Raw genomic sequence first — 21,797 nt, 5'->3', positions numbered from 1 at the left:
GCGTGCGCCAGCGCGTCCTCCAGGCGACCATCATCACTGTCCTCCTGGCGGTGACGATGCTCGGCATCCCGCTGGCGGGCTCCTGGCTGAACTCCACGGAGCTGCGGGTGGCGAGCGACGTCTCGTCCATCGTGGGCAAGGTCGCCACGGCGACCGAGACCAGCCTCGCCAAGGACGAGCCGATCGATGAGGCGCTCCTGCAGGAGTTCGTGGACGCCGAGCCGCGGTACTCGCTCTACATCGTGGTCACCCTGGACAACAACACGGTCACCGCCGGCCAGGATCCCGGGGACGACAGCCTGACCGTCTCCACGCTGGGCACCCAGGGCCAGTCGATCTCCGTCTCGATCCCGAAGTCGGATGTCCGCGCGGAGACCGCCGGCGCCTGGGTGATGATCATCGTCGCCGGCCTGTCCACCGTCTCGATCGGCATCTCCGTGGCGCTGTGGCAGGCCCAGCGCCTCAGCGCCCCGCTGGCGCGGCTCACCCGCCGCGCCGAGGAGCTCGGCAGCGGCCGCGCCCGCGGCAGCTGGGAGCCCAGCGGCATCGCCGAGATCGACACCGTGGCGGAGGAGCTCGCCCACTCCGGCGCCCAGCTCACCGAGCGGCTCGAGGCCGAGAGCCGCCTCGCCTCGGACGCCTCCCACCAGCTGCGCACGCCGCTGACCGCGCTGTCGATGCGCCTGGACGAGATCCTCGCGACCAGCTCGGAGGAGTGGGTGCGCGAGGAGGCGCGGATCTCCCTCGAGCAGATCGACCGCCTCACCGAGGTCGTCCACGACCTCATCAACGCCCCCCGCTCCTCCCAGCGCCGCAGCCCCGGCGTCGTCGAGCTGCGGACGCTGCTCACCCAGCAGAGCGAGGAGTGGTCCCCGGCCTTCCGCGCCGCCGGGCGCGAGCTGCGCATCCAGGTGCCGCGCTCCGCGGCCGTCTGGGGCTCCTCGGGACCGCTCACCCAGGTGGTGGCCACGCTCGTGGAGAACTCCCTCGCCCACGGCGGCGGCCGGACCCTGGTCAAGGTGCGCCGCAACGACCACTCCACGGTGGTCGAGGTCTCCGACGAGGGGGAGGGCATCGACCCGGCCCTGGGCAAGCGCGTGTTCGAGCGCTCCGTCTCCGGGCGCAGCTCGCGCGGGACGGGCGTCGGCCTCGCCCTGGCCCGCACCCTCGTCGAGGACGACGGCGGCCGCCTCGAGCTGCTCTCCGAGCGCCCCGCCACCTTCGGGGTGTTCCTCATCTCCGCCCCGGGCGAGGAGAGCGGTCCCGAGATCGGCGGCCAGAGCGACAGCGACGACCTCGGTACCCTGCCGCAGGGCGGGGTCGTCTCCCGCCGCGGCCGGCGCCGTCCCCACGGGGCCAGCCGTCTGGGGGATCGCCGCCCGGCCGATCGGGCCGGCAGCGCCTCCCGCGCCCGCGGCGGCGCGGACGGCGAGGAGAGCGCGGACCGGCCCGCCTAGAATGGCGCGCGTGACTTCTGCATCCCCCTCCAGCGACGCTCCCTCTCCCGTGCGCATCGGCGTGGTCGGCGCCGGGCAGCTCGCCCGCATGATGATCGGCCCGGCGATCGAGCTGGGGCTGCCGCTGCGCGTCCTGGCCACCTCCGCCCAGGAGAGCGCCGCCCAGGTCAGCGCCTCGGTGCGCCAGGGCCGCCATGACGACGAGGAGGCCGTGCGCGCCCTCGCCGCGGAGGTCGACGTCGTGACCTTCGACCACGAGCACGTGCCCACCGCGATCCTCGACGGGATCGGGGCCGACGCCCTGGCCGCGGTGCGCCCCGGCCCGGGCGCCCTCGTCCACGCCCAGGACAAGCTGGTCATGCGCGAGCGCCTCACCGCCGGGGGCCACCCCTGCCCGCGCTGGTGGCGCGCGGCCGATGCCGCCGCCCTCGACGCGGCGATCGACGAGGCCGGGGGCCAGGTCGTGGTGAAGACCCCCCGCGGCGGCTACGACGGCCACGGCGTGCGGATCGTCCGCTCCGCCCAGGAGGTCCAGGACTGGTTCGCCGACTTCCCCGAGCTGCTCGTCGAGGAGCTCGTCGCCTACCGCCGCGAGCTCTCCGCCCAGGTCGCCCGGCGCCCCGGGGGCGAGGCCGTCGCCTACCCCGTCGTCCAGTCCGTGCAGAAGGACGGGGTCTGCTACGAGGTCGTGGCCCCGGCGCCCGATCTCGACGACGCCGCCCAGGAGCGCATCCAGCAGCTCGCCCTGGACATCGCCGCAGACCTCGACGTCGCGGGCATGCTCGCCGTCGAGCTGTTCGAGACGGCCGAGGGCGACGTGCTCGTCAACGAGCTCGCCATGCGCCCCCACAACACCGGCCACTGGTCGATGGACGGCGCGGTGACCGGGCAGTTCGAGCAGCACCTGCGCGCCGTCGCGGATCTCCCGCTGGGGGCGACCGCCCCGCGCGCGCCGGTCGCCGTGATGGTCAACCTCCTCGGCGGCCCGCGCGAGGACCTCGCCGCCGGCGCCCGCGAGGCCCTCGGCGAGGATCCCGAGATCAAGGTCCACCTCTACGGCAAGGGCGTGCGCCCGGGCCGGAAGGTCGGCCACGTGACCCTGCTCGGCGACGACGCCGCCGAGCTGCTCGAGCGCGCCCACCGCGCCGAGCGCATCATCATCGGCGGCCCGCAGGGCCCGGACCCCCAGGAGCAGGCATGAGCACCCCGGACACCCCTCGCGACGAGGCCGCCCTCGCCGCTGCGACGCCGCTCGTCGGCATCGTGATGGGCTCGGACTCCGACTACCCCGTCATGCGGGCCGCGGAGGAGGCGCTCGCCGAGTTCGACGTGCCCGTCTCCGTCGAGGTGATCTCCGCGCATCGCATGCCCGAGGACATGGTCGCCTGGGGCCGCAGCGCCGCCGACCGCGGGCTGCGCGCGGTGATCGCCGGCGCCGGCGGGGCCGCCCACCTGCCGGGCATGCTCGCCTCCCTCACCCCGCTGCCGGTGATCGGCGTGCCCGTGCCCCTCAAGCATCTCGACGGGATGGACTCCCTGCTCTCGATCGTGCAGATGCCCGCGGGCGTCCCGGTGGCGACCGTGTCGATCGGCGGAGCCCGCAACGCCGGCCTGCTCGCCGCCCGCATCCTCGCCGCCGGGGCCGATGAGCAGGCCGCGGCCCTGCGGTCGCGGATGGTCGCCTTCCAGGAGGAGCTGCGCGAGATCGCCCTGCGCAAGGGCGAGACGCTGCGCGCCTCGCGGTGAGCGACGCGGCGCCGGCGCGCACAGCATGGGTCGATATCGCGCGCGGTGCGACGATCGTGCTCGTGGTCCTCTACCACGTGGGCGCCGGCGCCTCGGCCGATCTGCTGCCTGGGGAGTATTCGAGCTACGGTGCCTGGTGGCTGGCCGGCAACAACGTCCTCGTCCCGTTGAGGATGCCCCTGTTCTTCGTGCTCTCGGGAATGCTCGCCACCGGCGCGCTGCGGCGACCGTGGAGCCGGGTCCGGCGCCCCCGGATCGCCGACATGCTCTGGCCCTATCTGCTCTGGAGCGTGGTGTTCGCCCTGACGACCTGGCCGCGGTACACGCCGCAGGACCCCGAGGGCGGGATCTGGTCGGCTCTGCGTGGGATCGTCGTCCTGAATTCCCCGTACTGGTTCATCGCCGTGCTTCCGGTCCTCTTCCTCCTGACGAGGTTCGGGCTGCGCCGTCCGCGCGTTCTCCTCATCGCCTCGGCGTCGGCCTTCATGCTCGGGCCGATGCTCCAGGAGGTGCTCCAGGACGCTGGACCGGTCAGCGCCATCGCCGTGGGGACGCGCCGGATCACCGAGTACCTCGTGTGGTTCGCCAGCGGGGCGGTCCTGCGAGAACGGCTGTTGAGCATGGGCGGTGCGCCCCGCCCAGCGCTGGCCATCGTCTGCATCCTCGTCTTCTCCCCGACTGCCGTCGCGCTGCAGGTGCTCGATCTGTCGTACGTGCCGCGGCGTCTGCTCGTCCTTCTCGCGGCAGGGAGCGGGATCATCGGTGCGGTCGCTGTCGCTGCGTGCGCGGCGCGGGTGCGATGGATCGCGGCGCTGGGGCGTCAGATCGGCAGCCGGACGCTGGTGATCTACCTCGTTCATCCGCTGGTCGTCTCCGCAGTCGTCGTGCTGTGGCGGGACAGCGCGCTCGCCTCTGCCGTGGCCGGCTCCGCCTCGGCGGGCCTTCTGCTGGTCCCCGGTGTCACCGTCCTGGCGGTGGTGGTGTCGCTCCTGGTGAGTCGCGTCCTCGCTCGCTGGGGTCCACGGTGGGTGCTCGCGGCGCCATGACGCGGCACGGCGCCGGTGACGGACGCCCCAGACCAGCATCGCGATCGCGGGTCGTGGGTCCCGGAATCTCCCGTTCCGGCGCGGTATCGTCGGCCTCATGAATGAGAAGCCTCCGTACCGCGTGGCCGCCGGAGCGGATGTCGCGGAATCCGCGAGCATCGGCGCCGGCTCGAGCATCTGGCACCTGGCGCAGGTCCGCGAGGATGCCCGGATCGGCGAGGACTGCGTGATCGGCCGCGGGGCGTACATCGGCTCCGGCGTGCGTCTGGGCGCCGGCTGCAAGGTGCAGAACTATGCGCTGGTCTACGAGCCGGCCTCCCTGGCCGAGGGCGTGTTCATCGGCCCCGCCGTGGTGCTGACCAACGACCATTTCCCGCGCGCGGTGAACCCGGACCTCAGCCCGAAGTCCGCGCACGACTGGGAGCCCGTGGGCGTGACCATCGAGCAGGGCGCCTCGATCGGCGCCCGCGCCGTGTGCGTGGCGCCCGTGCGCATCGGCGCCTGGTCGCTGGTGGCCGCCGGGGCGACCGTCACCAAGGACGTCCCCCCGCACGCCCTGGTCGCCGGCGTCCCCGCCAAGCGCATCGCCTGGGTGGGCCGGGCCGGCGAGCCCCTGGAGCCGGCCTCCGACGGCACCGACTCCTGGGTCTGCCCGACCACCGGCGAGTGGTACGTGCCGGACGAGACCACCGGAGGGCTCGCCCTCGCCCAGGACGCCACCACCACCAGCCCCGATTCCCCCGATCCCGAGGAAGCCGCCCGATGACCCGAGCCATGATCCCCGCAGCCCGCCCCCTCATCGGCCAGGAGGAGCGCGACGCGGTCGACCGCGTGCTCGCCTCCGGCATGGTCGCCCAGGGCCCCGAGGTCGCCGCCTTCGAGCAGGAGTTCTCCGCCCAGCTCGCCGGCGGGCGCGAATGCGTCGCCGTGAACTCCGGGACCTCCGGGCAGCACCTCGGCCTGCTGGCCGCGGGGCTGAAGCCCGGCGACGAGGTCATCGTCCCCTCCTTCACCTTCGCCGCGACCGCCAACGCCGTCGCGGTGTGCGGGGCCGTGCCCGTCTTCGTCGACGTCGACCCCGACACCTTCTGCATCGACCCCGCCGCGATCGAGGCCGCGATCACCGAGCGGACCGTCGGCATCCAGCCCGTCCACCTGTACGGCCACCCGGCGCCGATGGACGCGATCGTCGATATCGCCCAGCGCCACGGCCTGTGGGTGGCCGAGGACGCCGCCCAGGCGCACGGCGCCACCTGGGACGGTGCGCAGGTGGGGACGTTCGGGACCTTCGGCATGTTCTCGCTCTACCCGACGAAGAACATGACCAGCGGCGAGGGCGGCATGGTCTCCTGCGACGGCCCGGAGATCGCCCGGCAGATGCGTCTGCTGCGCAACCAGGGCATGGAGAAGCAGTACGCGAACGAGATCGCCGGCTTCAACAACCGCATGACCGACATCCATGCCGCCATCGGCCGGGTGCAGCTGACGAAGCTCCCGGCCTGGACGGCGCGCCGCCAGGAGCTCGCCGCCCACTTCGACGCCCACCTGGAGGGCGTGACCACCCCGGTCGTGCGCGAGCAGGCCACGCACGTCTACCACCAGTACACGATCCGGATCGAGGGGGCCTCCGCCGCCGAGCGCGACGCCTTCGCGACCGCGCTGCGCGAGGAGCACCAGGTGGGCTGCGGGGTCTACTACCCGACCCCGGTGCACCGCCTCCCCTCCTACGGGCTCGAGCTGGACCTCCCGGTGACCGAGATGCTCGCCCGCGAGGTGCTGTCCCTCCCGGTGCATCCCAGCGTGAGCGACGAGGACCGCGACCGCATCGTCGAGGCCGTGAACACCGTGGCGAAGGCAGGTGCCTGAGCATGGCTGATCTGCGCGCCGGACTCATCGGCCTGGGCATGATGGGCCGCCATCACGCCCGCAACCTCCATGCCCTCGACGGCGTCGAGCTGGTCGCCGTCGCCGACGCCTACGGCGATCCGCACGGCGCCGCGCAGGGGCTCGACGTGCTCCCGAGCGCCGAGGCGCTCATCGAGGCGGGGATCGACTACGCCGTCATCGCCGTGCCGACGGCGTTCCACAAGGACGTCGCCCTCACCTTCGCCGAGGCGGGCGTCCACTGCCTGGTCGAGAAGCCCCTGGCCTTCGACATCGGCGAGGCGGAGGAGATCACCGCCGCCTTCGAGGCGAAGGGCCTGGTGGGCGCGGTCGGCTACATCGAGCGCTACAACCCCGCCCTGCAGGAGCTGCGCCACCGCCTGGCCGACGGCCAGCTGGGGGAGATCTACCAGATCGTCACCCGCCGCCAGGGCGGCTTCCCCGCGCGCATCGCCGACGTCGGCGTGGTCAAGGACCTCGCCACCCACGACCTCGACCTCACCGCCTGGGTCGCCCAGAGCGACTTCGCCCAGGTCGCCGCCACCTCGACGGCCCGCAGCGGGCGCACCGACGAGGACATGGTCTCCATCACCGGCCGGCTGCAGGACGGGACCATCACCAACCACCTCGTGAACTGGCTGACCCCCTTCAAGGAGCGCGTCACGGTCGTCACCGGCGAGAACGGCGCGATGATCGCGGACACCGTCTCCGCGGACCTCACCTTCCACGCCAACGGCGAGAACCCCACGAACATCTGGGAGTCCATGGCCTCCTTCCGCGGGGTCAGCGAGGGCGACGTGATCCGCTACGCGCTGACCAAGCAGGAGCCGCTGCGCACCGAGCACGAGGCGTTCCGCAACGCCGTCCTCGGCGACGCTTCCAACATCGTCACCATGCGCGAGGGGCTGCAGACCGTCCGCGCCGTGGAAGGCGTGCTGGAGTCCGCGCGCGAGGGGCGCGTGGTGGAGCTCGCCGGCTGATCCTCGAGGAGCCTCCGACACGTGCCGCCGTGCCCTGACGGGCCGGCGGCACGCGGCATCTCAGGGAGAGACGATCACCCTCGGGAACGGAGCAGCCGGGGCAGCTGCGCCACCGCGAGCGAGGCGAGCATGAAGCGCAGCGGCGCCTCCCGGTCCAGCAAGTGCCGCAGCTCCCGGGTGAGGATGGTGCTCGGACGGCCGTGCCGACGCCGTGCCACGGCGAGGGCTGCGAGATCTGCGGCCGGCACCGCCGGGTCGAGGCAGGCGTCCAGCAGGTCCCGGTCCGCGCGCGAGAGCGGCGCCTGCGCCCCCTCGGCCGCCTCCAGCAGGCGCCGCGTCATCCGGGCCAGCGCTTCGCGCTCCTGCGGGGTCCAGATGCCCTCGTGCTGTCGGTAGAAGACGGCGCCGAAGACGTGGATGCGCAGGAATTTCACCACCACGGCGCGGCGGGCCGCGAGGGGAGCACCCCGGAACCAGTCCGACTCCAGCATCGGCGGGACGAAACCGAGCTGCACCTCCATCGGCCGGACCACGTAGGTCACTCGGTCGGAGGCGTCCTCGCCGATCACGTACGGGGGACCGAAGCGGTCGTAGGCGACCGGCCACTCGTGCATCATGCGGGTCACCATCTCCACGTCTCCGCCGACCACGGCGCCCTCGACCAGCCGCAGGCCGGAGCGGCGCAGCGCCTCGCGGTCGATGAGACCGAGCGGGGCCGAGCGATACGAGAGGCGGTCGCGCACCAGGTCGCAGCGCCCAGCGCGACGCATCCGCACAGCCGGCGTGGGGACGCCGTTCTCTGCCGCGCCGAGTGCCAGCCGCGTGATGACGAACGCGGCGCCCGTGCTCCGGCGGACCGCGAGCCAGGAGGCCACGGCCCCAGGGGCGAGCGTGTCATCGGAGCCCATGATGGCGACGTACGGCGAGTCCCCGTCGGCCAGGCCGGCGTTGAACGGACCGGACGCGGAGCGATGCTCGTCGCGGTGCTCGAGGAAGCGCACGTGGTCGCGGTCCTCGGGGGCGATCGCACCGGCGATCTCTTCTGCGGAGCGGTTGTGGCACACGACGAGGACGTCTGCCACGTCCTCGTTGCCATGCAGCACCGAGGCGACGGCCCGTCCCACCGGCCGTTCGGGAGTGTGGCAGGCGATGACGACCTCGACGGGCTTCGTGGAGGTGCTCATGAGGACTCCGTTCGGTGCATCGCGATGGCCTGCTCGTGGGCGGCGCGGTAGCCGGCCCCCACCGTCTCGGAAGAGAACGCATCGCCGATGGTCGCGGCGATCGCGCTGCCCTCCATCGTCCGGGTGCGTTCGTCGACGGCGAGGATCGCCTCGGCGTAGAGCACCGGATCCTGCTGCTCGACGAGGGCGCCGACCTCGGGCACCACGTACTCCCCCTGGCCGCCCGTGGCGCCGAGGACGACCGGCCGACCGGAGACGATGGCCTCGGCTGCGGAGACGAAGAAGTTGTCTGCGCGAGTGGGACCGAAGAAGAGGTCTGCTCGGCCGAGCGCCTCGCGCACCTCGGCCGGAGAGACCGTCCCCGGCAGCGAGATCCGCTCCGCGATGCCGTGCTGAGCGGCGCGCTCGAGCGTCGCCTCCCGCAGCGGGCCGTCGCCGAGCCACACCAGATGGGCGTCGACCCCGCGGCGCACGAGCTCGGCGACCGTGTCCACGGCGACCAGGGGGTCCTTGCGGTCGATCAGCCCGCCGGTGGAGACCAGCCGGAGCGCGCCGTCGGAACGGTCCCGGCGCGGCACCACGGGAACGGGGTCCACGATGCAGGGCACGATCGTGGTGGGCCGGGCGCCGCGGGTGCGGCGGATCGGTGCGGCGAGGAAATCGCAGACCGCGGTCACCAGGTCAGGGCGTCGCAGCGCCGCGACCAGAGCCGGCAGCACCGTCCGCGCGGTTGCGGGAAGGGTCGCCGGTGTCGTCAGCCCGGACCAGTGCTCCGTATGCACCCAGGGCGCGGAGGGCCGGTGCAGGACCATCGGCAGGAGCGAGGAGAAGGCCATCGAGTGCACGACGTCGGCGCCCGCCAGGGCGGCCGGCAGCGCCCGCGCCGCGCGCAGCACGGAGGCGGGGGATCGGGGATCCATAGGGATGCGCAGCACCTCGATGCCTTCATGGACCAGGCGGCGGGTGCCGTCGTCGTCCTGCGGCGGCACCAGGTGCACGAGGCGGACATCCGCCTGCCGGGCGATGGCCGCGAGATCGCGCACCACGAAGGCGCCGCGGGACGGGGAGACGGTGGTGGGGAACCAGGTCGTCACCGCCGTCACGGCGCGACGGGAATCGCTCCCGGGTCGGGAGCGGGCCTGCCGGGCCAGGGCATCGATCGCATCGCCCCAGACCCGGACCTGGTTCTCCGCCGAGAGCGGCTCCGCGGCGCGGTCCGAGGCCTGCTTCGCCTCGGCGATCCGCTGCGGGGTCAGGGCCTCGAGGGTGCGGGCCAGCGCATCGGCGTCGAAATCGTCGGCGACCTCTCCCAGATCCCATTCCCGCACCAGCCGCGCCATCTCGGGAGAGGGAGAGACCACGATCGCGAGGCGTGCCTGGACGAAGTCGAAGATCTTGTTCGGGAGGGTCCACGTGTAGTTGAAGGACACCGGCGGGATGGAGAACACGCCGACGTCGTACCCGGCCAGTGTCTCGACCAGCTCCTCGTACGGAACCGGGTCCAGCACCCGGACGACCTCGCGTCCCGTGCGCGCACACACCTCCTCGGCGAGCGTGCGGAGACGGTCGATGTACGCGGGGTCGTTGCGCGTCAGATAGAGGTCCAGGTGCATCGGGCGCTCGATCATGCCCATCGCCTCGATCATGACCTCGAGGTGGCGGTCCGGGAGGGCGGCACCGGAATGGACCAGGCGGATCGGGTCGGAGACGGGCTGCGGTGCGCCGTCGCGCCACGGGGCGGCATTGGTCACGACCTCGGCCTCGATCCCGAACTCGCGTCGGTACTCCGCGGCGAGCCCCTCGGCGACGGTCGTCACCGAGTCCGCACGGGTGACGTGCGTACGGACCAGCCAGCGGACGTAGGGGGCCACGAAGGTGCGCCACCGGCGATTCCCCTCCTTCTGCCGGGAGGCGTACTCGTGCAGATCGGCGTGGACCCCACCGCGGGGGGCCAGCTCGAGGGCCAGCGGCACCGTCTCGGCATCGTCGGCGAGGATCACGTCATAGGCGCCACGGCTGAGGTGCTCCCGCGCCCACGACACGACCTCCTGGCGCTCCTGCACGCGGGAGTAGCGGCGGAGGATCGCCGCGGGACGGTCCAGCCGCCAGGACACCAGGTGGTCCGGGATCTGCAGATGCTCGACGACGCCCTCCGGTGCTGGGCCGTAGCCGCAGGTGACGACGTCGTAGTCCGGGGTCAGCAGGCGCACCTGCTTGAGCACGCGCGCGTCCCGGGAGATCGGCGAGAAGGACAGGATGAGCACGCGCTGGCGGGTCGACGCGGGATGTGGCACGGGGCCTCCTAGCGGATGTGGGCGCTATGACAATACCGTTGCGACCCCGGGGATCGACCGGGGACGCGGCGGCCGCTCGATATGCTGTCGGCATGGCCATCCCGCAGCGAATCGCGCCCCTCGCCGCCCGCGCAGCCTCGCTGCTCCCGACCGCCACGGGGGACCGAGCACGTTTCGTGGCGTCGCGCAGGGACCTGGAGAGCAGCCGCCCCCTGCGCGAGCCCCGGCAGCTCGTCGAGCGCCTGCTGCGGCGGGCCGATGCGGCACACGCCCAGGGCGATTCCGCAGCTGCGGTGGACTGGGCCGACAAGGCCCTGCAGATCCTCTTCCACCCGCAGCGGCATTACGGGGATGCCATCTCCCCGCTTTCACGGCGCGGGCTCGAGGACCTGCAGCCTCTGCGTCGCAGCACGGTGGGCCGACTGCTCATGACGAGCCCGGACCCGCAGCGCGAGGTCCGTCCCGGGGGACCGCGCGTCCTCGTGCTCGCCGGCCGCAGCTGGACCTTCATCGACCGTGTGATCAAGGACCTCGAGGGGGAGGGGACGTTCGAGTTCCGCACCCGTGATCTGTCGCAGCTCCCGGCCGTCGAGCGCCCTTCGCGTCGCGGGGTCCTGGAGGCCCGCTATGCGGCATCCACCACCGGGGCCCGGATCGCGCCGCCGCCGAGCCTCGCCGAGGACCTCGCCTGGGCGGACGTGATCTGGATGGAATGGGCCACGTACACGGCGACCTGGCTCACGCTGCTGGACGGGATCGACGCCCGGATCGTGGTGCGTCTGCACAGCTACGAGTCCTTCACCCCGTATCCCCAGATGATGGACATGGCCCAGGTCGACGAGCTGGTCTTCGTCGCTCCGCAGGTCCGGGAGCTCGTGTGCGCATCCGCCCCGCGCGCAGAGCAGGCCGGTCGCATCTCGGTCGTCCCCAACATCAACGACTTCTCCGAGATGGTCCCGGACAAGCTTCCCGGAGCCGGGCGCACCCTCATCCAGGTGGGCTGGGCCAACCCGGTCAAGGACGTCGAGTTCACCCTCGACGTGCTCGAGGACCTGCGCCGGGAGGACCCGACCTGGACGCTGCTGCTGGCCGGGTCGCCGATCGGCGAGGACGACGACGATCCCCGCAGCCGTCGGATCCGCGAACGCCTGGCGGCCGCCGGAGATGCGGTCGAGGTGCTCGGCTTCCGCGACGACATGCCGCAGGTCCTGCGCAGAGCCGGCTACATCGTCTCCGCCTCCCGGCATGAGGCGGCGCACGAGGCCATCGCCGAGGGCGCGGCGGCCGGATGCGTCCCGGTCGTCCGGAACTGGCCGGAGTTCGCCGAGTGGGGCGGCGCGGCGAGCATGTTCCCGCTGGACTGGATCGTCACCGACGCGCGCGGCGCAGCGGACAGGATCCGCAGCACCGCCGACGAGGGTTTCGACCCGGCGCGGGAGGACGCCCGTCGCTGGCTCTTCGGCGAGCGGGACCCGGAGGGAACCCGCCGAGCCTATGTCCGGGCCCTGATCGGCGACCACGGGACGGAGAAGGGATGAGCAGTGCGGCGATCTTTCTTGCCGCCGCCGCGATCATCGTCCTGCCGGGCCTCGCGCTGCGCGCCGTCCTGGCGCCGACCCGGACCCTCCACTGGAGCACCGCACCCGCCCTGACGGTGACGGCCGCCGGGACGCTGTCGACCCTGTACCCGCTCGTCGGGATCGCCTGGACGCCGTGGACGGCGCTGATCGGGCTGATCGCCGGGTCGCTCCTGCTGCACGCAGCGATGCTGCTGCTGGACGGCCGGCGCCGCCGCGGCACCTTCGAGACCTGGGGCGCCGTCGCCGTGCCGGCGCTCGGCCTGGTGCTCGCCGCCGCGATCCATGCGGCGGCCGCGCTGTCGGTGATGGGGTCGATCGGCCGGATCAACAACTCGTACGACGCCTTCTTCCACACCGCCGCCGTCGCATTCATGCGGCAGAGCGGCGACGCCTCCATGCTCACCGGGACCGCCCCGCTGTACTCCGGCGTCCCGCACTACTATCCGACCGCCTTCGACGCCCTCGCGACCCTGCTGCCCGGCGAACCGATCGCGGCGACGAACGCGCTGTCGATCATGCTCGTGCCGGCAGGAGCGCTGACGGTGCTCGGCCTGGTCGACGCGGTCCTCCCGGACCGGACCCGCGGTATCGACCGCGGCATCGTCCTGCTCCTGGCGGCCTCGACCGTGCTGCTGCAGCGCTCGCCCGATGCGATGGCGCTCGCCCTGGGGCTGTGGCCGAACCTGCTGGGGGCCGTGGTGCTCTCGGCGGTTCTCAGCACACTCGTGAGGATGCTGCGGGGCTGGGCCGGCGCGAGCCGGCGCGAGCGGGCCCGCGGCGCCGTCGAGCTGACGCTCGTGGGCGTGGGCGGCGCGATCGCCCATCCCTCGGTGGTGTTCTCTCTCCTCGTGCTGGCCCTGTGCGGAGCCGCCGCCGTCGCGGCCCCTGGACGCGCCGGCAGACCCTCTCGGAGGACCCGCGCTGTGAGCGGGGCCCTGCTCGTCCTGGGGGCGCTGTCGTTCCTGGCGCTGAGCGTCCGGCTGCGGCACATGGACATGACCGCCCCGCCGCCCTGGGGAATGCTCCGCTTCGTGCTGGACGTGCTCGCCGATCGGCCGCGCCTGGGCGTGCTGCCGCTGGAGATGTGGGCGATCGCCCCGGTGCTCCTGGTCAGCGGGATCGGCTCCGTCCTCGCCTGGCGGCGCCGCGAGCGGGTCGCGATGGCCGCATCCCTGGCCGTGCCCGCCGTCCTCGGTCTCATGGTGCTCGGCGCCACGCAGGCACCCGTTCTGCGCGACCTCACCAACGTCTGGTACGGGGCGCCCGAGCGGGTCGCCCCGATGCTCGCGCCGGCCTGCGCGGTGCTGTGCGCCGTCGCGGCGGAGGCTGTCGCGGACCGATCGCGGCGCGGAGCGGTGCGCGGTGCGACCCGCGCCGGCATGGTGGTCCTCGCCGTGGCAGCCATGGCGGTCACGGCGATGCCCAGTCGTACTCCGGCGATGGCTGATCTGTTCACCTCGCCCCACCACGACCGGTACATCGCGTACGTCACGCCCGAGGAGCAGCGGTTCATCGACCGGGCCGCTCAGCGGCTGCCCGACGACGCGGTGGTGCTCGGCGATCCGCTGGACGGCACGCCGGTGTTCTGGACGGACGGCGGCGTCGAGGTGGTCTATCCTTCGCTGGTGGTCCCGGGCGCGCTGGACACCCGGCGGGTGGGCCTGTACGGCGACGAGGTCCACCGGGACCCGGAGGTGTGCGCGTCCATGCGGCGCCTGGGAGTCACCCATCTGTACCGCGACACGAGCCCGTCCTCCGGCGCCGAGATCGCGTCGCGGCGCGAGGAGAGGCCGTGGATGGGTCTGCACGGGATCCCGGTCGAGGAGCTTGCCGTCGTGGACCAGGAAGGTCCGTACACGCTGTACGCCTTCGACCCGCCCTGCTGAGTCCCTCGCTTCCTCGAGGCTCCGGCAGGTTCCGACGGGTGGTCGCGGTTCCGATAGTCTGCCCGGGTGACGCGACCGAGCCTCCTCATCATGTCCTTCAGCCCGCTCCAGGCCGATGCCAGGGTCCTCAAGCAGATCCGGCTGTTCACACCGTTGTACGACGTGACGACCTGCGGCTACGGCGAGGCGCCGGAGGGCGTGGTCGCTCATGTGCGGATTCCGGACCACCTCAAGGCCTGGAAGTACGACGGCAAACCGCTGCGCGTGCGTGCCTATCGGTGGGCCTATTGGAAGAACCCGGTCGTGGCCCACCTGCGCCGCACGATGCCCCGGGGGACGTTCGACGCGATCCTCGCCGATGACATCGACACCGTCGGCCTCGCGCTCCACCTGGCGCCGCGCCGTGGTGTGCACGTCGACCTCCATGAGTACGCCCCGCGGATGAACGAGCACCTTCCGGCATGGAACCGCTGGGTGCGCCCCTTCCTCTCGTGGATGGTGCGCCGCTACGTGCGCCGAGCGGACAGCATCACGGCGGTAGCCCCCCACATCGCCCAGGAGTATGCGGCCCGCTTCGGCCTCGGAACGGTGGGAGTGGTCGTCAACGCCACCCCGTACCACGAGCTCGAGCCGACCTCCGTCGGCGAGCCCCTGCGACTGGTGCACTCCGGTGCGGCGCGGCCGGCACGGCGCATCGAGGACATGATCGAGGCCGTCGCCGGTCAGGAGGGAATGATCTTCGATCTGTACCTCACCCAGAACACCGGCCCGTACTACGAGAAGCTCCAGGAGCTCGCCGCCTCGACGGACAACGTGACCATCAAGGATCCGGTTCCCTACGAGGAGCTGATCGGAACTCTCCACGGCTACGACGTGGGCGTGTTCTCGCTGCCGCCGACGAACTTCAACTACGAGTGGGCGCTGCCGAACAAGATCTTCGACTACGTGCAGGCGCGCCTCGGCATCGCCATCAGCCCGTCGCCGGAGATGGCGCAGCTGGTGCGCGAGCACGACCTCGGCGTCATCGCCGAGGGGTTCGCGGCCACGGACCTGCGGGATGTCCTGCGGGGCCTGGACGCCCAGCAGGTCGCTCGGTTCAAGGAGAGCTCCCACGCCGCGGCCCACGCGCTCAGCGCAGAGCGCACGATGGAGCCGTGGCGCGAGGCCATCGGCGCCCTGCTGGACCGCTGAGCGCGAGCGGCCCGTCGCTCGGAGCTCAGTCCGCCGGGTGCGTGTACAGCCCGGTCCGCTGAGCGATCTGCTGCTCGAGGAAGAGCCGCGGCCGGGCATCCGTGCGCGCGAGGTCGCGCAGCCGGCGGGGAAGCACGCGGTCCTGGGGACAGCCACCCGAGAAGCTGGCCCAGGCGGTGCGCACGGCTTCGGCGGATCCGGCAGTGCCGGCGGCGGCGAGGACCGACGCCTCGGCACGGCTGAGGCCGGGAAGCGGGCCGCTCGCCAGCTCCTCCAGTCCCGCGATCGCCGTGCCCAGCGCGTCGGCGTCGTCCCCGGTCCACGCGTCCTCGTCCACCTCGCCCGCAGCGACGGCGCGGCGTCGGACGGCGTTGACGAGCTGGGTACGGGCGAGCTTGGTCGCGATCTCCTGGCGCTCGTCGAGCCGCGCCCCGCGCAGCCAGTCCTGCGCGAGCAGAGGGGGAAGCCACCCGGTCTCGCTGCGCACCCGACCCACGGTGGAGGTCACCCGCGTCCGCCCCATGTCCTCGGAGACGAGGTACGCGGGCGCGCCGTAGGGATAGGTGATGCGGCCGCCGCGGAACCACAGCCGCAGACCGGGCTCGATATCTGAGCCGGCGATCAGCCGCGCCTGCGTGTACGCGAAGCCGATCCTGCGGAGCGTCTCGCGGCGCAGCAGCCCCAGGGGCGCCGTGCGGTAGGCCAGATGATCTCGCACGGGATCCAGCAGACGAGGTCGGGAGGGCCGGATGAACGGGGTGCGGACGATCCCGTGCGGGACCCGGATCGGAGCGAGGACCGCATCGGCGTCCAGGTCGCGTCCGCTGCGGTACCAGGCGGCCAGGGCGCCCTCGGCGAGAGCGTCGTCGGAGCCGATCGTGGTCACCCAGGTGGCCTCGGAGGCCTCCAGGCCGTGGTTGATCGGTCCGGCCGGGGAGTAGATGCCGTCGGCCAGATGCAGGAAGTCCACCTGGTCGCGCACCTCCGGTGCGAGCGGCCCGGCGATCTCGTCGATCTCGCGATTGTGGCAGACGACCGTGGTGCGCAGTTCCGCGCCGAGGTTCTCGAGCGCCGTCCGTTGGGCCAGGACCGACCGGAGCAGCCGCTCCAGGGGACGCTGGGGATCATGGCTGGCGATGACTGCTTCGACGACGTCCCGGGGCATATCGGTGAAGGTATCAGAGCCGATACGGGGACCGGATGTCGACGATAGGCTCGTCGGATGATCCGAGCACTGCACTTCCACGACGCCGCCGGGACAGGGGCCCGTCTGGTCGCCGAGGCACGGGACCGCGGCATGGGGTGGGACCTCCTGCAGCAGCCTGCGCCGGCGCTGTCCGCCCACGCGGCGTCTCCCGCGGAGGATCCGTCGTCGCCCGGTGCGGTCCGCGGCATCGCGGCGCTCCGGCCGGCGGTCCTCCGGCAGGTCGAGCTGGTCTCACGGCCGCTGCGTGCTCGGGTGATGGGGGAGCGGCTGCGCCGCGCCGCGGCGCCGTACGACGTTCTGCATGTCCACGGAGGGCACAAGGCGGCCAATGCCCGGTGGGCGCGCCGTCCCCTGGCCGTGCACCTGCACGGCTCCGACATCCGGCTCATGCAGTACGCGCCGTCCACCGCCGACTCCGTGCGCAGAGGGGTCGAGGCGGCAGACCTGGTCGTGTACGCCACCCCCGATCTTCCGGAGCACGCCCAGAACATCCGCCACGACGTGCACTATCTCCCCGTCCCGATCAGCTCCGCCGACCTGCCTGCTCCACCGCCGGACGCGGAGCGCGAGGGGGTGCTGTTCGTGTCACGGTGGGAGGAGTCCAAGGGCGGCGCGGCCATGCTCGAGATCGCCCGGATCCTGCGCGAGAAGGCCCCGGACATCCCTCTGCGCGGCATCGACTGGGGCGACGGCGCGGCGGCGGCCGCCCGTCTCGGCGTCGAACTGATCCCGCGCCAGGAGCACGCCGCGTTCCTGCGCACCGTCGCCGGAGCGCGCGTGGCGATCGCCCAGGCGAACGCGATGATCGGCACCAGCGAGCTCGAGGCGCTCGGCCTGTCCCTCCCGTTGATCGGGTCCTTCCGCGAGGACTACTACCCGGGGCTACGGCGCCTGTCCGCGACGGACCCCGCCGCGCAGGCGGAGGCGGCGATCGCGGCCCATCGCGATGCGGAGGGAGCGCTGCGGGAGCAGGGTGGAGCCGGATACGTCGCCCGGGAGCACGAGACGGGCCGCGTCCTGGAGCGCCTGGTGGAGCTGTACCGGACGATCGTCTGAGAGGCGAGGCGGCGGAGCGGCGTCAGATCTGCTCGGCCGGCTGCTCCGCGCCCCGCGCCGGGCCGTCGCCGTACAGGCCGGCCAGTGACGCCTGCACGGCGAAATCCGGATCCGCGGCCGCGACCTCGTCGAAGGTGCCCAGCGCCGCGACCCGTCCGTGCTTCATGAAGCAGATCTGGTCGTAGGAGCGGATCGTGGACAGGCGGTGGGCCACCGAGATCACCGTCGTGCGGCCGTGGAGGTTGCGGATCGCATCGGCCACGGCCGCCTCGGTGGCCGTGTCCAGGGCGCTGGTCGCCTCGTCGAGGACCAGGACCAGGGGTTCGACGTACAGGGCGCGGGCGATGCCCAGTCGCTGGCGCTGACCGCCGGAGAACGCCAGCCCCCGCTCGCCGACCTTCTCGTCGATCCCATGGGGGCGGGCCTCGACGGTGTCCAGCAGCTGCGCCTGGGCGAGCGCCCAGCGCACCCGCTCTGCGTCGATGTGCTCGGTCCAGGTCAGCGCCACGTTCTGGGCGACGGTCCCGTCGAAGATCGCGACGTCCTGCGGAACGTAGCCGACCTTGCGCCGCCAGGCGGAGAGATGATCGGCGAGGTCGCGGCCGTCCAGCTCGACGCGGCCGTCGGACGGGGTCAGCAGCCCCAGCAGGACGTCCACCAGCGTGGACTTCCCGGCGCCGGAGGTGCCCACGATCCCGAGGGTCGAGCCGATGGGAACCTCGAGGTCGACCTCCGCGATGGCCGGCTCGGTGGCGCGGGGGTAGGTGAAGGAGACGTCCCGGAAACGGAGGGTCTCGGGATCCCAGTCGATGGGCTCCTTGCCGATCGTCTCGGCGTCGGCGAGGTATCGGTCGGCGTCGCGGATGTCCCGGATGACGGCGTCGGCATGGGGGAGCGAGGAGTTGATCTGGTTCAGCAGCGCCTGCAGACCGGTGATCGCGGGCACCATCCGGTAGCCGCCGATCATGAAGACCGCGACGGAGACCAGCGCCCCGTTGAGCCCGGCACCGAACCAGGCGACCGTGCCGATGAGGAACACGCCGCCGATGAGCGCGAGGTCGATGATGAACTTCGGGACCGTGCCGAGGAAGCGGATGTTGGAACGGGAGACGGCGACGTCGCGACGATAGGTGAAGATCGTCTGCGACACCTCCTGCGACTTGTCGCGCAGCGTGATCTCCTTCAGCGCCGTGATCATCTCGGTGATCAGCGAGACCATCCTCGCGCCGGATGCCCGGTTGAGGAACCCGGCGTTGTAGCTCTTGCGCGTGATCCAGACGTTCATGATCAGCGCGATGATCCCGAGGTACACGAGGGTCACCAGCGCCGTCACCGGCTGCACGGACACGATCACCACGAGCGCCCCCAGGAACGTGAGGATGTTCGTGGGGATCGAGGCGATGGGGATGATCACGCCGGTGAGGGTGTTGGCGATGCCCACGTCCACCATTCGCACGATCTCCGGGCTGGACCGTCCCAGGCGTTCGGTCCACGGGGCACGGATGTAGGCGTTGAACAGCTTGCCGCCGATCTCCTGCTCGAACTCCGCGAAGCGCCGGGTGGAGAACCACTGCAGCAGGATGTTGAGGACCGCCTTGCCGATCATGACGACTGCGGCGAAGATCAGCAGGGGGATCGTCCAGTCCGCAGGCAGCGTCCCGACCACGGGGATGCTGATCGCCCCGCCGGAGATCACCTGGGTGAGCACGACCGTGATGATCGCGAGCGCCACGGTGTCCAGGAGGGCGAGGACCGCCGAGGCGATGCCGAAGAACCAGAAGAACCGCTGCGCCTGAGCGGGCAGCATCGGCATCAGCTCGCGAAGGATCGAGCGCACACGTTTCACAGGAGCTCCGGGGTCGAGAGGCAGGCGATCCGGGTCGCAGGTGACCCGTCTCGCGACGATACACCGAACGGATGTCCCGACTGCGGGGAGGGTGAGGCGATACGCTCTCGGGGAGCCCGCGCCGCCGAGACCAGGGGAACGACCCGCATGAAGATCCTGTCCGTCGTGGGCGCCCGCCCGCAGTTCGTCAAGCTCGCCGCCATCGCCGATGCGGCCTCGCGGCGCGAGGACGTCGAGCACGTGATCGTCCACACCGGGCAGCACTACGACGCGGCTATGAGCGACGTCTTCTTCGCCGACCTGCGGATCCCCGCTCCGGACGTCAACCTCGCGGTCGGCTCCGGCACGCACGGCCGGCAGACCGGCGCGATGCTCTCCGCGATGGACGAGGTCCTCGAGGAGCACCGCCCGGACTGGACCGTCGTGTACGGGGACACCAACTCGACGCTCGCCGGCACGCTCTCCGCGGTGAAGATGCACCTCAAGGTCGCCCACCTCGAGGCCGGACTGCGCTCCTTCAACCGGCGCATGCCCGAGGAGCACAACCGCGTGATGACCGACCACGCCGCGGATCTGCTGCTGGCCCCGACCGAGGTCGCCCGCGGGCACCTCGCCTCGGAGGGCCTGGCCGAGCGGACCCTCGTCACCGGTGACGTCATGACCGACGTCTGCCTGCGGGTGGCCGCCTCCGTGGAGGGGACCCCGCTGCGCCTTCCCGAGGGCATCGATCCCGCATCCGACTTCGCCGTGGCGACGATCCACCGCGCCGACAACACCGACGACCCCGAGCGCCTGGCCGCGATCGTGCGCGGGCTGCAGGAGCTCGAGATGCCGCTGGCGCTGTTCGCCCACCCTCGCCTGGTCGCCAAGGCGAAGGACGCCGGCATCGCGCTGGCCGGCGGGGCCGTCCACCTGGGCGAGCCGCTGGCCTACCCGGATCTGGTCAACGCCGTGCGGCGCTCGCGCGCCGTGGTCACCGACTCCGGCGGCCTGCAGAAGGAGGCCTACCTGCTGGGGGCGCCCTGCACGACGGTGCGCACCGAGACTGAGTGGGTCGAGACCCTCGAGGGCGGCTGGAACGAGCTCGCCGCCGATCCGGCCACCATCGCCGCCTCCGTCTCCCGCCCGCGGCCGGCGGGGGAGCGCCCGCCCTACTACGGCGATGGGAATGCCTCCGAGCGCAGCGTGGACGCCCTGCGGGAGCGTGCGTGATGGCCCGCGGCAGCAGCCGCAGCGTTCGCCGCCATGGTGACGGGCGCCCCCACGTGGTCGTCGCCACCCGAGTGTTCACCCCGGATCCGGTGGCCGCCGCCTTCCGCCAGGAGGCGCTCGTGCTCGCCCTCGAAGAGGCCGGGGCCGAGGTCACGGTGCTCACGACCAAGCCCTACCAGCGAGGCCCCGAGGCCTCCCGCGCCCGTCGCGTCTCCCGCTTCCCCGTCAAGCGCGACAATCAGGGCCAGGTGCGCGGCTACGCCTCGTACATGAGCTTCGACGTGCCCCTGGCGCTGCGGCTGCTGCTGCGACGCCGCGTGGACGCGATCGTCGCCGAGCCGCCGCCCACCACCGGCATGGTCACCCTGGTGGCCTCGGCGATCCGCCGGGTCCCCTACACCTTCTACGCGGCGGACGTCTGGTCCGATGCGACCGACAGCGTCGACGGCGTCCCCGCGCCCGTGCGCGCCGCGGTCCGCTGGATGGAGACGACGGTGTGGAAGCGAGCCGCCCGTGTGCTGACCATCTCCCCGGGCGTGCAGCACCGGCTCGAGGAGCTCGCCGGGCGCCGCACCAGCTTCCGCATGATCGGCAACGGCATCGACACGGAGACCTTCACACCCGACGGACCGGCGAGCGCCGAGCAGGGCCCGTACTTCGTCTACGCCGGCACCGTCTCCGAATGGCAGGGCGCCGAGGTCTTCCTCGACGCGTTCGAGCAGGTCCATCGCGAGCATCCGGAGGCGCGGCTGCTGTTCTTCTCCGAGGGCAGCGGGCGCGACGCCCTCGAGGCGGCGGTGCGCGAGCGCGGCATCGGAGGCATCGAGTTCCGCGACAAGATCCCCCCGTCGCAGGTCGCCGCGCATCTGCGGGGTGCGGTCGCCGGGCTGTCCTCGATCACTCCAGGGCAGGGATACGAGTTCGCCCTCCCGACCAAGATCTACGCGGCCACCGCCTGCGGCACCCCGGTGATCCATGCCGGAGAGGGCGCCGCGCACACGAGGATCCGCGAGAACTCCCTGGGCTGGGCCTGCGAGTACGACGCGGTGGAGGTCGCCGCGGCGATGCGCGCCGCGCTCGCCGGCGGGGGCGCGCCCCGCCGCGAGGATCTGCGCGCCTGGACCCTGGAGAACGCCTCCCTCGCCGGATGCGCCGCCAAGGGCGCCACGGAGGTCCTCGCGACCATCGGCCGCTGAGGCACGGCCGCGCACCGGAAGGTCAGATCGGC

17 protein-coding genes are annotated in these 21,797 nt (G+C 72.4%); 13 read left to right on the top strand and 4 right to left on the bottom strand.

Features of this window, described 5'->3' with window-relative positions; translation table 11 throughout:
* The first annotated feature begins 2 nt into the window (after nt 1-2).
* The 7 genes from ABD234_RS04055 (at nt 3) to ABD234_RS04025 (ending at nt 7,113) form a co-directional block, all read left to right on the top strand.
* Nucleotides 3-1,457 carry an ATP-binding protein gene (locus ABD234_RS04055; protein ID WP_084148502.1) on the top strand — a complete coding sequence of 485 codons (1,455 nt, stop codon included), beginning with the start codon at nt 3-5 and terminating at the stop codon, nt 1,455-1,457.
* A 1-nt stretch (nt 1,458) separates the two neighbouring features.
* Nucleotides 1,459-2,658, top strand: coding sequence for a 5-(carboxyamino)imidazole ribonucleotide synthase (locus tag ABD234_RS04050; RefSeq protein ID WP_425546774.1), 1,200 nt, complete (start codon nt 1,459-1,461; stop codon nt 2,656-2,658).
* Nucleotides 2,655-3,203: a 5-(carboxyamino)imidazole ribonucleotide mutase gene (gene purE / locus ABD234_RS04045; RefSeq protein WP_344354179.1), complete on the top strand. Its 549-nt coding sequence runs from the start codon at nt 2,655-2,657 to the stop codon at nt 3,201-3,203. The genes ABD234_RS04050 and purE overlap by 4 nt, the downstream gene beginning before the upstream one ends.
* On the top strand, nt 3,200-4,249 hold the full coding sequence (locus ABD234_RS04040; RefSeq protein WP_344354177.1) for an acyltransferase family protein: 1,050 nt from the start codon (nt 3,200-3,202) through the stop codon (nt 4,247-4,249). Before purE ends, ABD234_RS04040 begins: the two co-directional genes overlap by 4 nt.
* Before the next feature lie 97 nt (nt 4,250-4,346).
* On the top strand, nt 4,347-5,015 hold the full coding sequence (locus tag ABD234_RS04035) for an acyltransferase (protein ID WP_344354176.1): 669 nt from the start codon (nt 4,347-4,349) through the stop codon (nt 5,013-5,015).
* Nucleotides 5,012-6,115, top strand: a complete 1,104-nt coding sequence (locus ABD234_RS04030) for a DegT/DnrJ/EryC1/StrS family aminotransferase (protein WP_344354174.1) — start codon at nt 5,012-5,014, stop codon at nt 6,113-6,115. Before ABD234_RS04035 ends, ABD234_RS04030 begins: the two co-directional genes overlap by 4 nt.
* Before the next feature lie 2 nt (nt 6,116-6,117).
* Nucleotides 6,118-7,113: a Gfo/Idh/MocA family protein gene (locus ABD234_RS04025; RefSeq protein WP_344354172.1), complete on the top strand. Its 996-nt coding sequence runs from the start codon at nt 6,118-6,120 to the stop codon at nt 7,111-7,113.
* A gap of 74 nt (nt 7,114-7,187) precedes the next feature.
* On the opposite strand, the gene ABD234_RS04020 is transcribed toward ABD234_RS04025, so the two are convergent.
* Both ABD234_RS04020 and ABD234_RS04015 read right to left on the bottom strand, forming a co-directional pair.
* Nucleotides 7,188-8,297 (bottom strand): glycosyltransferase, encoded by a 1,110-nt coding sequence (locus tag ABD234_RS04020; protein WP_344354171.1) that lies wholly within the window; start codon nt 8,295-8,297, stop codon nt 7,188-7,190.
* Nucleotides 8,294-10,591, bottom strand: coding sequence for a glycosyltransferase (locus ABD234_RS04015; RefSeq protein WP_344354170.1), 2,298 nt, complete (start codon nt 10,589-10,591; stop codon nt 8,294-8,296). Before ABD234_RS04015 ends, ABD234_RS04020 begins: the two co-directional genes overlap by 4 nt.
* Before the next feature lie 92 nt (nt 10,592-10,683).
* Here ABD234_RS04015 and ABD234_RS04010 point away from each other — a divergent pair, with 92 nt between their 5' ends.
* The 3 genes from ABD234_RS04010 to ABD234_RS04000 all read left to right on the top strand — a co-directional run bounded on the left by ABD234_RS04010 (nt 10,684) and on the right by ABD234_RS04000 (nt 15,248).
* Nucleotides 10,684-12,129, top strand: a complete 1,446-nt coding sequence (locus ABD234_RS04010; RefSeq protein WP_344354169.1) for a glycosyltransferase — start codon at nt 10,684-10,686, stop codon at nt 12,127-12,129.
* Nucleotides 12,126-14,057, top strand: a complete 1,932-nt coding sequence (locus ABD234_RS04005) for a DUF6541 family protein (protein WP_344354168.1) — start codon at nt 12,126-12,128, stop codon at nt 14,055-14,057. The genes ABD234_RS04010 and ABD234_RS04005 overlap by 4 nt, the downstream gene beginning before the upstream one ends.
* Before the next feature lie 66 nt (nt 14,058-14,123).
* Nucleotides 14,124-15,248, top strand: coding sequence for a glycosyltransferase family protein (locus ABD234_RS04000; protein WP_344354167.1), 1,125 nt, complete (start codon nt 14,124-14,126; stop codon nt 15,246-15,248).
* Between the two features lie 25 nt (nt 15,249-15,273).
* Here the strand turns inward: ABD234_RS04000 and ABD234_RS03995 are convergent, their stop codons facing one another.
* Complete coding sequence (locus ABD234_RS03995) at nt 15,274-16,413, bottom strand: hypothetical protein (RefSeq protein WP_344354165.1); 1,140 nt, start codon at nt 16,411-16,413, stop codon at nt 15,274-15,276.
* 57 nt (nt 16,414-16,470) lie between these two features.
* Here ABD234_RS03995 and ABD234_RS03990 point away from each other — a divergent pair, with 57 nt between their 5' ends.
* On the top strand, nt 16,471-17,511 hold the full coding sequence (locus tag ABD234_RS03990) for a glycosyltransferase family protein (protein WP_344354163.1): 1,041 nt from the start codon (nt 16,471-16,473) through the stop codon (nt 17,509-17,511).
* 22 nt (nt 17,512-17,533) lie between these two features.
* Here the strand turns inward: ABD234_RS03990 and ABD234_RS03985 are convergent, their stop codons facing one another.
* Nucleotides 17,534-19,348, bottom strand: coding sequence for an ABC transporter ATP-binding protein (locus tag ABD234_RS03985; RefSeq protein ID WP_344354161.1), 1,815 nt, complete (start codon nt 19,346-19,348; stop codon nt 17,534-17,536).
* A gap of 156 nt (nt 19,349-19,504) precedes the next feature.
* On the opposite strand from ABD234_RS03985, the gene wecB reads away from it, so the two are divergent.
* A complete protein-coding gene (gene wecB / locus ABD234_RS03980) occupies nt 19,505-20,569 on the top strand; it encodes a non-hydrolyzing UDP-N-acetylglucosamine 2-epimerase (RefSeq protein WP_344354159.1) in 1,065 nt (354 codons plus the stop codon).
* Nucleotides 20,569-21,765, top strand: coding sequence for a glycosyltransferase family 4 protein (locus tag ABD234_RS03975; RefSeq protein WP_344354157.1), 1,197 nt, complete (start codon nt 20,569-20,571; stop codon nt 21,763-21,765). Before wecB ends, ABD234_RS03975 begins: the two co-directional genes overlap by 1 nt.
* Nucleotides 21,766-21,797: the final 32 nt, after the last annotated feature.

The sequence above is a fragment of the Brachybacterium phenoliresistens genome (assembly GCF_039530785.1).
In the GTDB taxonomy this organism is placed as follows: Bacteria; Actinomycetota; Actinomycetes; order Actinomycetales; family Dermabacteraceae; genus Brachybacterium; species Brachybacterium phenoliresistens.
The sequence above is the reverse complement of the archived record's forward strand: the minus strand, read 5'-3'. Positions and strand labels throughout refer to the sequence as shown.

Coding starts and splice junctions, on each gene's coding strand:
- ABD234_RS04050 (WP_425546774.1), top strand. CDS start 1,459: ATGGCGCGCGTGACTTCTGCATCCCCCTCCAGCGACGCTCCCTCTCCC.
- purE (WP_344354179.1), top strand. CDS start 2,655: ATGAGCACCCCGGACACCCCTCGCGACGAGGCCGCCCTCGCCGCTGCG.
- ABD234_RS04035 (WP_344354176.1), top strand. CDS start 4,347: ATGAATGAGAAGCCTCCGTACCGCGTGGCCGCCGGAGCGGATGTCGCG.
- ABD234_RS04030 (WP_344354174.1), top strand. CDS start 5,012: ATGACCCGAGCCATGATCCCCGCAGCCCGCCCCCTCATCGGCCAGGAG.
- ABD234_RS04025 (WP_344354172.1), top strand. CDS start 6,118: ATGGCTGATCTGCGCGCCGGACTCATCGGCCTGGGCATGATGGGCCGC.
- ABD234_RS04020 (WP_344354171.1), bottom strand. CDS start 8,297: ATGAGCACCTCCACGAAGCCCGTCGAGGTCGTCATCGCCTGCCACACT.
- ABD234_RS04010 (WP_344354169.1), top strand. CDS start 10,684: ATGGCCATCCCGCAGCGAATCGCGCCCCTCGCCGCCCGCGCAGCCTCG.
- ABD234_RS04005 (WP_344354168.1), top strand. CDS start 12,126: ATGAGCAGTGCGGCGATCTTTCTTGCCGCCGCCGCGATCATCGTCCTG.
- ABD234_RS03995 (WP_344354165.1), bottom strand. CDS start 16,413: ATGCCCCGGGACGTCGTCGAAGCAGTCATCGCCAGCCATGATCCCCAG.
- ABD234_RS03990 (WP_344354163.1), top strand. CDS start 16,471: ATGATCCGAGCACTGCACTTCCACGACGCCGCCGGGACAGGGGCCCGT.
- wecB (WP_344354159.1), top strand. CDS start 19,505: ATGAAGATCCTGTCCGTCGTGGGCGCCCGCCCGCAGTTCGTCAAGCTC.
- ABD234_RS03975 (WP_344354157.1), top strand. CDS start 20,569: ATGGCCCGCGGCAGCAGCCGCAGCGTTCGCCGCCATGGTGACGGGCGC.